The following is a 12,225-nucleotide window of genomic DNA, read 5'->3' as shown; positions in this document are numbered from 1 at the left end:
GGTGGGGGTTGCTCGCGCAGTTCCCCGCGCCCCTAAAAGCAGCAGCCGCCGCCCAGCTGTCAAGCGAGCCCGGGGGATCGCGGGGCGCAGCCCCGCGCCTTTAGGGGCGCGGGGAACTGCGCGACAAGCCCCCACCGGCCCGCGGCCGACGCACTACCCCCACGCGCCCCCGCCGGCCCGCAGCCGACGCACTACCCCCCCGCGCCCCTTCCGATCGCTCAGCCAGTAAGCCCCAGCTCCCGCGCGATCAGCATCCGCTGCACCTCGCTCGTACCCTCGCCGATCTCCAGGATCTTGGAGTCGCGCCACATACGGGCCACCGGGTACTCGTTCATGAAGCCGTAGCCGCCGTGGATCTGCGTGGCGTCGCGGGCGTTGTCGACGGCGATGGTGGAGGAGTAGAGCTTCGCGATCGCCGCCTCCTTCTTGAAGGGCTCTCCGGCGACCAGCCGGGACGCGGCGTCACGCCAGCCGACGCGGGCCATGTGCGCCTTCATCTCCATGTCGGCGATCTTGAACTGGATGGCCTGGTACGCGCCGATGTTCCGCCCGAACGCGTGCCGCTCCTTGGCGTACTTCACCGACTCGTCGACGCAGCCCTGGGCGAGCCCGGTGGCGAGGGCGGAGATGGCGATCCGGCCCTCGTCCAGGATCCGCAGGAACTGCGCGTATCCGCGGCCCTCCTCGCCGAGCAGGTTCGCGGCCGGTACGCGTACGTCGGAGAAGGACAGCTCACGGGTGTCCGAGGCGTTCCAGCCGACCTTCGAATAGGGGGCGGCGACCGTGAAGCCGGGCGTTCCGGACGGCACGATGATGGCGGAGATCAGCGGCTTGCCGTCGGGCTTGCGGCCCGTGACCGCGGTGACCGTCACCAACCCGGTGATGTCCGTACCGGAGTTGGTGATGAAGCACTTGCTGCCGTTGATCACCCACTCGTTCGTCTCGGGGTCGAGCCGCGCCGTCGTACGCGTCGCGCCCGCGTCCGAGCCGCCGTCCGGCTCGGTCAGCCCGAACGCGCCGAGGATCTCACCGGAGCAGAGCCGGGGGAGCCACTCGGCCTTCTGGGCGTCGGTGCCGAAGAGGTGGATCGGCATGGCGCCGAGCGAGACCCCGGCCTCCAGGGTGATGGCGACCGACGAGTCGACCCGGGCCAGCTCCTCCAGGGCGATGCCGAGGGCGAGATAGTCGCCGCCCATGCCGCCGTACTCCTCCGGGAACGGCAGCCCGAACAGGCCCATGCGGCCCATCTCCCGCACGATCTCGTACGGGAACTCGTGCCGCTCGTAGAAGTCACCGATCTTCGGCGCCACGACGTCGTGCGCGAACTCCTCGACCGTACGGCGGAGTTCTTCGAGTTCGGGGGAGAGGCGGTGGTCCAGGGACATGCGGATCACTCCTGGTGGGGCTGTGTTGGTTTACCGAGCGCTTTGACGGTGCGGGACGGGCTGGGTCGGCCCAGTTGTCCGGCCATCCACACGCTGGTGGCGGTGAGGCGGCCGAGGTCTACCCCGGTGTCGATACCGAGGCCCTGGAGCATCCATACGAGGTCTTCGGTGGCGAGATTGCCGGTCGCGGACTTCGCGTACGGGCAGCCGCCGAGGCCGCCCGCCGAGGCGTCGACGGTGGTCACGCCGTGCTGGAGCGCGGCCAGGGTGTTGGCGAGCGCCTGGCCGTACGTGTCGTGGAAGTGCACGCCGAGCGCGCTGGTCGGCACGCCCTCCTCATTGAGCTCGGCGAGCAGGCTCTGGACGTGGCCGGGCGTCGCGACGCCGATCGTGTCGCCGAGGCTCAGCTCGTCGCAGCCCATGTCCATCAGGGACTTGCCGACGCGGACGACCTGGTGGATGGGGACCGCGCCCTCCCACGGGTCGCCGAAGCACATGGAGATGTACGCGCGCACGTGGAGCCTGTCCGCGCGCGCCTTCTCGACCACCGGCTCGAACATGGCGAGCGACTCGTCGACCGTCCTGTTCAGGTTGGCCTTCGCGAAGGACTCGGTGGCGCTGGCGAAGACGGCGATGTGCCGCGCGCCGAGCGTGAGGGCCCGGTCCAGCCCGCGTTCGTTCGGCACGAGGACCGGGAGATGGATGCCCGGCAGGTCGCTCACGAGCGGGAACAGCTGCTCGGCGTCCGCGAGTTGGGGCACCCACTTCGGGTGGACGAAGCTGGTGGCCTCGATGGTGGTCAGGCCCGCGTCGGCGAGGCGCCGGATGAACTCCGCCTTGACCTCGGTCGGTACGGTCGCCTTCTCGTTCTGCAAACCGTCGCGCGCGCCGACCTCGTAGATCCGCACCCGCGCGGGGAGATCCTGGGCCGGTACGACCATGGGCAGCCCTTGAACGGTCATTCCGCCTCCTCGTGCGGTGCGATGACGGCCAGCACCTGGTCCATGGCGACCGTCGTGCCCGGGGTGACGTCCAGCTCGCTGACGGTCCCGGCGTGCGGCGCGGAGATGACGTGCTCCATCTTCATCGCCTCGACGACCAACAGGCTCTGACCGGCGGTCACTTCGTCACCCACGGCGACCTTCACGACGGTCACCGTGCCGGGCATGGGGGCGGTGAGCGAGTCGGCGCCGGAATGGGCGGCGCCGGTGAGGGAGGCGGCCACGGGGTCGTGGTCGCGCACATGCCAGGCGTCGCCGTCGCGGCCCAGCCAGGTGCCTGACGGCAGGGCGGCGAAGGTGTGGGTGACGCCGTCGAGCCGGAAGGTGAACCGTGATGCGGTCGCCCCTCCCCGGAGCGGCGTGAGGGGCACGGCCCCCCGGAGGGGCGGCTTCTCGTCGTCGAGCAGCAGCTCGACGCCGCCGTCCGCCGTGCCGCGCACGCGCACGGTCACGGGGTCGTGGCCCGGCACCTGAAGGTGGTGCGCCGTCCAGGCAGGCGTGCCGCCCAGGCGCCATCCGCTGGGCACGGAGAAGGGGTCCACCCACTCGGGGGTCCCGGGGCGAAGCCCCTGGGGCGTGTCGGGGGAGAGAGCCTCGTGCCGCAGCAGCGCCGCCGCCGCGTACACCTCCTCGGGCACCTCACCCGAGACCAGCCCCTCGGCCTCCCGCTCCACCAGTCCCGTGTCCAACTCGCCCGCCACCACCGCCGGATGGGCCAGCAGCCGCCGCAGGAACCCCGCGTTCGTCTGCACCCCCAGCGTGACCGTCTCCGCGAGCGCCGCCCGCAGCTTGCGCAGCGCGGTCGCGCGGTCGGGGCCGTACGCGATGACCTTGGACAGCATCGGGTCGTAGAGCGAACCGACCTCCGTGCCCTCGCTCAGCCCGGAGTCGGTGCGCACGCCGGGGCCGTCGGGCTCGTGCAGTGCCAGCACCGTGCCGCCGGACGGGAGGAACCCGCGCGCGGGGTCCTCGGCGCAGATGCGCGCCTCCACCGCGTGTCCCGTGAGCGTGATGTCCTTCTGCTCGTACGGCAGTCGCTCGCCCGCCGCGACCCGGAGCTGCCACTCCACCAGGTCCAGTCCCGTGATCAGCTCGGTGACCGGGTGCTCCACCTGGAGGCGGGTGTTCATCTCCATGAAGTAGTACGACGACGGGTCGCCGCCCGGCACGATGAACTCCACCGTGCCCGCGCCCGCGTAGCCGCAGGAGCGGGCCGCCTGGACCGCCGCCTCGCCCATCGCGGCGCGCGTCCCGGCGTCCAGGAGCACGCTCGGCGCCTCCTCGATGATCTTCTGGTGGCGGCGCTGGAGGGAGCACTCGCGCTCGCCGAGGTGCACGACATTGCCGTGGCCGTCCGCCAGGACCTGGATCTCGATGTGCCGGGGGCGGTCGACCCAGCGCTCCACGAGGAGGGTGTCGTCGCCGAAGGAGGCGCGGGCCTCGCGGCGGGCGGCGGCGATCTCCTCGGCCAGCTTCTCCGTGTCCCGCACCAGACGCATGCCCTTGCCGCCGCCGCCCGCACTGGGCTTCAGCAGCACTGGCATGCCGATCTCCCGGGCGGCGTCGGCCAGTTGGGTGTCCGTGAGCCCGCTGCCGGACGAGCCGGGCACGACCGGGACCCCGGCCGCCTCCACGGTCTCCTTGGCGCGGATCTTGTCGCCCATGAGGTCGATGGCGGAGGCGGGCGGACCGATGAAGACGAGCCCGGCCTCGGCACACGCGCGCGCGAACGCGGCGTTCTCCGCGAGGAAGCCGTAGCCCGGGTGCACGGCCTGCGCGCCCGTCCGCGCCGCCGCCTCCAGGAGCCGCTCCACCGACAGATAGCTCTCGGCCGCCGGTGCCGGACCGATCCGTACCGCCGTGTCCGCCTCGCGCACATGCCGGGCGTCGGCGTCGGCGTCGGAGAAGACGGCCACGGAGCGCACGCCGAGGGTCCGCAGCGTACGGATGACCCGGACCGCGATCTCGCCCCGGTTGGCCACAAGAACGGTGTCGAACATGGTCAGAGGTCCCTCACATCCGGAAGACGCCGAACTGGGGGTCACCCAGGGGCGCGTTGGCGCAGGCGGTCAAGGCGAGGCCCAGGACCTGCCGGGTCTCCATCGGGTCGATCACACCGTCGTCCCAGAGCCGGGCCGTCGCGTAGTAGGCGTTCCCCTGGCGCTCGTACTGCTGGCGGATCGGGGCCTTGAAGTCCTCTTCCGCCTCGGCCGGCCAGGACTCGCCGCGTCCCTCCAGCTGGTCGCGCTTGACGGTCGCGAGGACCGACGCGGCCTGCTCGCCGCCCATTACGGAGATCTTGGCGTTGGGCCACATCCACAGGAAGCGCGGCGAGTACGCCCGGCCGCACATCGAGTAGTTGCCCGCGCCGTACGAGCCGCCGATCACCACCGTCAGCTTGGGCACGCGCGTGCAGGCGACGGCCGTGACCATCTTGGCGCCGTGCTTGGCGATGCCCCCGGCCTCGTACTGCCTGCCCACCATGAACCCGGAGATGTTCTGCAGGAACACCAAGGGGATGCCGCGCTGGTCGCACAGCTCGATGAAGTGGGCGCCCTTCTGGGCGGACTCGGAGAACAGGATGCCGTTGTTGGCGACGATCCCGACCGGGTGCCCATGGATCCGGGCGAACCCGGTGACCAGGGTCTGCCCGAACTCCGACTTGAACTCGGCGAAACGCGAACCGTCGGCCACGCGCGCGATGACCTCGCGTACGTCATAGGGGGTGCGGGAGTCGACCGGCACCGCCCCGTACAGCCCGTACGGGTCCACCTTGGGCTCGACGGAAGGCTCCACGGTCCAGGGCAGCGGTCCGCGCGCGGGGAGCGTGGCGGCGATGTTCCGGACGATCCGCAGCGCGTGCGCGTCGTCCTCCGCCAGGTGGTCGGTGACGCCCGACACGCGCGCGTGGACCTCGCCTCCGCCCAGCTCCTCCGCCGTGACGACCTCGCCGGTGGCGGCCTTCACCAGGGGAGGGCCGCCGAGGAAGATCGTGCCCTGATTGCGCACGATCACGGCTTCGTCGCTCATCGCCGGGACGTACGCGCCGCCGGCCGTGCAGGACCCGAGGACGGCGGCGATCTGGGGGATCCCGGCCCCCGACATCCGTGCCTGGTTGTAGAAGATCCGCCCGAAGTGCTCGCGGTCGGGGAAGACCTCGTCCTGCATGGGCAGGAAGGCGCCTCCGGAGTCGACGAGATAGACACAGGGGAGGCGGTTCTCGAGCGCCACCTCTTGTGCCCGCAGATGCTTCTTCACCGTCATCGGGTAGTACGTGCCGCCCTTGACGGTGGCGTCATTGGCGACGATCACGCACTCGCGCCCGCTGACCCTGCCGATTCCGGCGATGACACCCGCCGCCGGGGCCTGCCCTTCGTACATCCCGTCGGCGGCGAGGGGAGCCAGCTCCAGGAAGGGCGAGCCGGGGTCGAGGAGGGTGTCCACGCGGTCGCGGGGCAGCAGCTTCCCGCGCGCGGTGTGCCGGGCGCGGGCCTTCTCACCGCCGCCGAGCCGGGCCGCCGCCAGCTTCTGGCGCAGCTCCTCGCCCAGCGCGCGATGTGCCGCCTCGTTGGCCCGCCAGGCCTCCGACGCGGGGTCTGCCGCGCTCGTCAGCTCCGGTGCCTCGTGCATCCTGCGGTCCCCTCATCTTGTTAATGAGCGTTAACGCGTTTCCTTCAGGTTAACGACCGCTAACCTCCCTGTCTAGAATTGCTTCCATGGCCACGAGAACCGACGCCCCCACCCGCCGCGAGCAGATCCTCAAGGAGGCCGCGCGGCTCTTCGCCGAGCGCGGCTTCCATGGCGTCGGCGTGGATGAGATAGGAGCGGCCGTCGGCATCAGCGGTCCCGGCCTCTACCGGCACTTCGCCGGCAAGGACGCGATGCTCGCGGAGCTGCTGGTGGGGATCAGCGGGCAGCTGCTCACGGGGGGCAAGCGCCGTGTGGCGGAGACCGACGGGAACCCCGAGGCGCTCCTCGACTCGCTCATCGAGGGCCACATCGACTTCGCGCTCGACGACCGCCCCCTGATCACCCTGCACGACCGCGAGCTGGACCGCCTCCGGGACAGCGACCGCAAGCTCGTACGGCAGCTCCAGCGGCAGTACGTCGAGCTGTGGGTGGAGGTCGTACGCGAGGTCTACCCGGGGCTGACGGAGCCCACCGCACGCTCCGCCGTGCACTCCGTCTTCGGTCTGCTGAACTCCACGCCGCACCTGGGCCGCCCCGGCGCGCTGCCGGGCCGGGCGGGCACCGCCGCGCTGCTGCACCGGATGGCTCGTGGGGCCTTCGAGGCCGCGCGGGCGTGACGAGCGTCTCGGGGTGGTTGCTCTGGACTACCGTCGTGACTGCCCGGTAACCTGCTATCTGAGCAAGCGCTTAGACAGAAATCCCAGGTGGAGGTGGCGGCGGTGCGCCGTACTGTGTTCAACGAGGACCACGAGGCGTTCCGGGAGACCCTCCGGGCCTTCATCGAGGCCGAGGTCGTTCCCGTCTACGACGAGTGGTTCGCCGCGGGCCAGGCGCCGCGCGACTTCTACTACAAGCTCGCCGAGCTCGGCATCTTCGGCATCCGTGTCGACGAGGAGTTCGGCGGCGCCGGCATCGACTCGTACAAGTTCGAAGCCGTGATGTACGAGGAGACCGCGCGCGCGGGTGTCCAGTTCGGCGGCTCCGGTGTGCACGTGCTGCTCGGCCTGCCGTACATCAAGATGCTCGCCACCGACGAGCAGAAGAAGCGCTTCCTGCCGAAGTTCGTCTCCGGCGAGGAGATGTGGGCCCTCGCGATGACCGAGCCGGGCACCGGCTCCGACCTCGCGGGCATGAAGACCACCGCGAAGCTCTCCGAGGACGGCACGCACTACGTCCTCAACGGCTCCAAGACCTTCATCACGGGCGGTGTGCACGCCGACAAGGTCATCGTCTGCGCCCGCACCTCCGCCCCGACGGCCGAGGACCGCCGCTTCGGCATCTCCCTCTTCGCCGTGGACACCAAGTCCGAGGGCTACTCCATCGGCCGCAAGCTGGACAAGCTCGGCCTGAAGACCTCCGACACCGCCGAGCTCGCGTTCGTCGACGTCAAGGTGCCCGTCGAGGACCTCCTCGGCGAGGAGAACAAGGGCTTCTACTACCTCGGCCACAACCTCGCCTCCGAGCGCTGGGGCATAGCCTTCGGCGCCTACGCCCAGGCCAAGGCCGCGGTGCGGTTCGCCAAGGAGTACGTCCAGGAGCGCACCGTCTTCGGCAAGGCCGTCGCCTCCTTCCAGAACACCAAGTTCGAGCTGGCCGCCTGCCAGGCCGAGGTGGACGCGGCCGAGGCCGTCGTCGACCGCGCCCTGGAAGCCCTCGACGCGGGCGAGCTGACCCCCGCCGAGGCCGCCAGCGCCAAGCTGTTCTGCACCGAGGTCGCGCACCGCGTCATCGACCGCTGCCTCCAGCTGCACGGCGGCTACGGCTTCATGAACGAGTACCCGATCGCCCGCCTGTACGCGGACAACCGCGTCAACCGCATCTACGGCGGCACCAGCGAGATCATGAAGTCGATCATCGCCAAGGACATGGGCCTGTAAGGTCCGCGAAAAAAGTTCACGATACAACTGACGGTATGAGTCAGGCACTTCAGTCACTGCTCGATCTGCTCGACCTCGAGCGGATCGAGCAGGACATCTTCCGCGGCCAGTCCCGCTCCGCCGTCGTCCCCCGAGTCTTCGGCGGACAGGTGGCGGCGCAGGCACTGGTCGCCGCGGGGCGCACGGTCCCCGAGGACCGTCTCGCCCACTCCCTGCACGCGTACTTCCTGCGTGCGGGGGACCCGGGCGCGCCCATCGTGTACTCCGTGGACCGCATCCGCGACGGCCGCTCCTTCACCACGCGCCGGGTGGTCGCGGTCCAGCACGGCCAGCCGATCTTCCACCTCTCCGCGTCCTTCCAGGTGTACGAGGAGGGCATGGAGCACCAGGCCGAGATGCCGCCCGCGCCCGACCCGGAGACGCTGCCCACGGCCGCCGAACTGCTGCCGCTGTACGCCGACGTCATCTCCGACCCGGTCGTCGTGGAGCGCCTCCTGGAGGCCCGCGAGTCCGTCGACCTGCGCTACGTCGACGCGCCGCCGTACGGCACGGTCGGCGAGGTCCGCGAGCCGCGCTCCCAGGTGTGGTTCCGCACCAACGGCAAACTGGCCGACGACCCTCTTCTCCATGTCGTCCTCGCGACCTACGTCTCCGACATGACGCTCCTCGACTCCATCCTGCTCGCGCACGGACGCGGCGGCTGGGTGACCGGCGACGTCGTCGGGGCCTCCCTCGACCACGCGATGTGGTTCCACCGCCCGTTCCGCGCCGACGAATGGCTGCTGTACGACCAGGAGTCGCCCTCGGCCTCGGGCGGCCGGGGCCTCGGCCAGGCCCGCATCTACACGCAGGACGGCCGGCTGGCCATCTCGGTCATCCAGGAAGGCGTGGTCCGCGTTCCTCGATAGGACCCGGCAGGGCGTGGTCCGCGTTCCTCGGTAAAACTGAGGCATGGCTGAAGCAGCGCGGGAATCCGGCGGCGGCGAGAGCACCTTCACGGTGATCGTCGCCGCCTTCGCCAATCTGGGGATCGCGGTGGCGAAGGCGGTCGCGGGCGTCATCAGCGGATCGAGCGCGATGCTCTCCGAGGCCGCGCACTCGGTGGCCGACACGGTCACCGAAGTCCTGCTGCTCACCGCGCTGAAGCGCAGCGAGAAACCGGCGGACGAGGACCATCCGCTGGGCTACGGCCCGGAGCGCTACATCTGGGCGCTGCTCGCGGCGGTGGCGACCTTCGTCGGCGGCGCGGTGTTCTCGATCTACGACGGCATCCACACCCTCGTCGCGGGCGAGGAACTGGGCGACCCGCTGATCTCCTACATCGTGCTTGCGGTCGCCTTCCTCCTGGAGGGCTACTCCCTGCGGACCGGCGTCCGCCAGGCACGCGGCGAGGCGGCGCGCCTCGGGGCACCCTTCAAGCGCTACCTCCGCCATACGCCGGACACCGCCGTGAAGGCCGTCGTCATGGAGGACTCGGCCGCGCTGGTCGGCCTGCTGTTCGCCGCGGGCGGCCTGCTGGGCGGCCAGCTCACCGGCTCCGGTGTCTGGGACGGCATCGCGTCGCTCTGCATCGGCGCACTCCTGCTGTACGTCGCCTGGGTGCTGGGCCGCTCCAACGCGGAACTGCTGATCGGGCGGCCGCTGCCCCAGCCGATGCGGGCGCGGATCCGGGAGGAACTGCTGGCCGTGGAGCACGTGGAGGCCGTACTGGAGCTGACGACCCTGGTCCAGGGGCCGCGCGAGGCCCTGGTCGCGGCCAAGGTCGACTTCCGTGACGTATCGACCGCCGCGCAGATCGAGTGGGCCTGCGAACAGGCCGAGCAGCGCCTGCGGGAGGTGTTCCCCGGGGTGAGCCGGGTGTACCTGGATCCGACGCCGGGTTACTCCCAGCGCCGGGAGGAGGGGCTCAATCCCTGGCCGTGAGGGTCGTGAGGGTCGTGAGTGGTCCAGTTGTGGGGGACTGGATCTGTGAACAGGGCCTGGCGGGCGGCAGGATGACGGACAGGTACGGACGTGTACGGAACCGGGGCGAGGGGGCGGCATGACTGACGTGGGCGTGGGTGTGGACCTGGACGGCGGTACATGGAACTGGCGTGGCGGGCGGATCCGGGAGGCCTTTCTGGAGGCCGCCGAGACGGTAGCCGCACTGCTGGCGGAGCCCGCTGTCGCCGCCGCCTGGGAGAAGCCCAGCGCGCTGCGGGACTTCAGCGTCGGGGGACTGGCGGGGCATGTCGCCTGGCAGGAGCTCGCCCTGCCGGAGCTGCTGGCGGAGCCGGTGCCGACGGAGCCGGTGGTGTCCCTGCGGGAGTACTACCTGGAGCGGGTTACCTGGCTGGACGCGGGAGTCGACGGCGCGGTCAACGTGCGGATCCGGAAGGGGGGCGAGGCCACGGCCGTCGATGGGCACGAGGCGCTCCTCGCGCGCGTGCGGGACGTCGTCGGACGGCTGCGGGCGGAGCTGCACACCGAGTCCGCCGGCCGGCCGATCCGGATGACGTCCTGGGGCGACTGGTCCCTCGACCTCGACGACTTCCTGCTCACCCGCCTCCTCGAACTCGTCGTCCACGCCGACGACTTGGCACACAGCGTCGCCCTGCCGACCCCGGCCTTCCCCGAGCACGTGACCGCCCCGGTGATCGAGCTCCTGTCCCGCCTGGCGGTCCGCCGGCACGGACCGGTGGCCGTGATCCGGGGCCTGGCCCGCACCGAACGAGCCCCCGCGTCGATCGCGGGGATCTAGGCCGCAATCTTTAGCCCGTCCGGCGTTCGAGGCCGAGGCCGTTCAGGCCGGATGCGGGGGTCTGGGGGGTGCAGCCCCCCAGAAGGGGCGCGGGGAACTGCGCGCCCAGCCCCCACCCACCCGCAGCCAAACGAACCACCTAGGGGGTCGAAGGGGCGGAGCCCCTGGGGGATGGGACGGGTAGGGGCGGCGGGGGCGAGAACCGGCTACGCCAGCCCCGCTGCGGACAGCAGATAAGCCGTCATCGGGTCATAGAACCGCGGACTCTTCACGTGGTCGTCCAGAGGAATCGTCACCTGGAGCGTGCCCTCGGCCTCCGCGAGGAACAGGGCGGGGTCGTTGCAGTCGGCGTAGCCGATGGAATCGAGGCCGAGTTGGCCGGCGAAGCCGGCCCAGCCGTGGTCGGCGACGACGAGGTCGGGCAACGGACGCCCCTCGCGCTCAAGCCCGGTGAGGATCGCGCGCATCGGCTCGCCCGAGTGGGTGTGCCACAGCGTCGCACCATGCTCAAGCACCGCGACATCGGCGAACTGGAAAACGTACCCCTCGTCCGTCTGCAGCCCGTCCGGGATGACGACGATCTCGCAGCCGGCGGCACGCAGAGCCGCGGCGGTGGCCCGGTGCACATCAAGCAGCCCACCGGGGTGCCCGGTGGCGAACAGCACCCGCTGCTCCCCGTCGGCGGCCTTGCGCAGCCGCCCCGCCGCCCGCTCCAGCGCGTCCACCGTCAGCTCCGGGTCGATGGAGTCCTGCCCGTACCGGTACTCCGGGTCGTCGCTCACCCCGCACCGCTCCGCCATCACCGCGAGCACATCCTGCTCGTCCGTCCAACGGTCACCGAGCTCCAGGCCGAGCCAGTAGTTGCGGTCGCCGTTCGCGAGCTTGCGGTAGTGGGAGAGGTTGTTCTCGCGGGGCGTGGCGACATCGCCCGCGATACGCGTCTGTACGAGGTGGTCGACAAGCTCGGCGCGGCTGGGAGTCCCGGGTATCGGCATGCCTCCCATTGTGCCGGTGCGCTCCGCTCGGGGGACCGGTGTCCCGAGCGCTGGGATGTGGGTCACTCGCCATCGCGTTGTCAGTGCCGTGGTGCAGGATCGGCACGTCAGCTCATCGCAAGTCCTTCGCGAGGTCTTCGAAGGAGACGGGGGATCACCATGCCGATCACGAACCAGCAGGTGCGGGAGCACGCGTTTTTGCGAGCCCTGTACGGCGACGACTACTACCCGGACCACGTCCTCGACAAGGGCAAGGCCATCCTGCTGGGCCTCTGCGAACGGATCGAGACGGAGCAGCCGAAGGACTTGGCCGCGCTGTACGTGCTCACGGAGGCGGCGACGGAGGAATTCAACGCCCTGGAGGCCGAGTTCGAGGCGGCGGACAGCGAGATCGAGACCGTCGCGCGCGAGGAGATAGCGGAGGCCTTCTGGTTCGTGGCCTCGGCGTACGGGTTCGTGGACGCCGATGTGGAGGAGCTGATCGCCGCCCGGGAGTGGTGACCGCGCTTGCTCGGCCTGCGCCAAGTGGTGACAGCC

The 12,225-nt window shown here is 70.7% G+C and carries 11 protein-coding genes; 6 read left to right on the top strand and 5 right to left on the bottom strand.

Going from position 1 to position 12,225, the window contains the following annotated elements; translation table 11 throughout:
• Positions 1-218: 218 nt before the first annotated feature.
• From OG975_RS17590 to OG975_RS17575, 4 genes are read right to left on the bottom strand one after another with little or no spacing between them, the layout of a single operon-like run.
• Entirely contained in the window at positions 219-1,379 is a 1,161-nt protein-coding gene (locus OG975_RS17590; RefSeq protein WP_369265441.1) for an acyl-CoA dehydrogenase family protein, read from the bottom strand.
• 11 nt (positions 1,380-1,390) lie between these two features.
• Complete coding sequence (locus tag OG975_RS17585; RefSeq protein ID WP_406330220.1) at positions 1,391-2,347, bottom strand: hydroxymethylglutaryl-CoA lyase; 957 nt, start codon at positions 2,345-2,347, stop codon at positions 1,391-1,393.
• Positions 2,344-4,386, bottom strand: a complete 2,043-nt coding sequence (locus OG975_RS17580) for an acetyl/propionyl/methylcrotonyl-CoA carboxylase subunit alpha (protein WP_406330218.1) — start codon at positions 4,384-4,386, stop codon at positions 2,344-2,346. Before OG975_RS17580 ends, OG975_RS17585 begins: the two co-directional genes overlap by 4 nt.
• 13 nt (positions 4,387-4,399) lie before the next feature.
• On the bottom strand, positions 4,400-6,016 hold the full coding sequence (locus tag OG975_RS17575; RefSeq protein ID WP_406330216.1) for a carboxyl transferase domain-containing protein: 1,617 nt from the start codon (positions 6,014-6,016) through the stop codon (positions 4,400-4,402).
• 86 nt (positions 6,017-6,102) lie between these two features.
• Between OG975_RS17575 and OG975_RS17570 the strand changes: the two genes are divergently transcribed.
• The 5 genes from OG975_RS17570 (at position 6,103) to OG975_RS17550 (ending at position 10,693) form a co-directional block, all read left to right on the top strand.
• Positions 6,103-6,693 carry a TetR/AcrR family transcriptional regulator gene (locus OG975_RS17570; RefSeq protein WP_327428907.1) on the top strand — a complete coding sequence of 197 codons (591 nt, stop codon included), beginning with the start codon at positions 6,103-6,105 and terminating at the stop codon, positions 6,691-6,693.
• A 102-nt stretch (positions 6,694-6,795) separates the two neighbouring features.
• Positions 6,796-7,953 (top strand): acyl-CoA dehydrogenase family protein, encoded by a 1,158-nt coding sequence (locus tag OG975_RS17565; RefSeq protein WP_327428906.1) that lies wholly within the window; start codon positions 6,796-6,798, stop codon positions 7,951-7,953.
• Positions 7,954-7,988: 35 nt separating this feature from the next.
• Positions 7,989-8,861 (top strand): acyl-CoA thioesterase II, encoded by an 873-nt coding sequence (gene tesB / locus OG975_RS17560; protein ID WP_406330214.1) that lies wholly within the window; start codon positions 7,989-7,991, stop codon positions 8,859-8,861.
• 43 nt (positions 8,862-8,904) lie between these two features.
• Complete coding sequence (locus OG975_RS17555) at positions 8,905-9,876, top strand: cation diffusion facilitator family transporter (protein ID WP_406330213.1); 972 nt, start codon at positions 8,905-8,907, stop codon at positions 9,874-9,876.
• 118 nt (positions 9,877-9,994) lie between these two features.
• Positions 9,995-10,693 (top strand): maleylpyruvate isomerase N-terminal domain-containing protein, encoded by a 699-nt coding sequence (locus OG975_RS17550; protein ID WP_406330212.1) that lies wholly within the window; start codon positions 9,995-9,997, stop codon positions 10,691-10,693.
• Between the two features lie 206 nt (positions 10,694-10,899).
• Here the strand turns inward: OG975_RS17550 and OG975_RS17545 are convergent, their stop codons facing one another.
• Positions 10,900-11,688 (bottom strand): phosphatase, encoded by a 789-nt coding sequence (locus tag OG975_RS17545; RefSeq protein ID WP_406330211.1) that lies wholly within the window; start codon positions 11,686-11,688, stop codon positions 10,900-10,902.
• 159 nt (positions 11,689-11,847) lie between these two features.
• Here OG975_RS17545 and OG975_RS17540 point away from each other — a divergent pair, with 159 nt between their 5' ends.
• Complete coding sequence (locus OG975_RS17540) at positions 11,848-12,189, top strand: DUF5713 family protein (protein ID WP_406330209.1); 342 nt, start codon at positions 11,848-11,850, stop codon at positions 12,187-12,189.
• The last annotated feature ends 36 nt before the right edge of the window (positions 12,190-12,225 follow it).

Source organism: Streptomyces sp. NBC_00203, from assembly GCF_045206325.1.
GTDB lineage: Bacteria > Actinomycetota > Actinomycetes > Streptomycetales > Streptomycetaceae > Streptomyces > Streptomyces lutosisoli.
The sequence above is the reverse complement of the archived record's forward strand: the minus strand, read 5'-3'. Positions and strand labels throughout refer to the sequence as shown.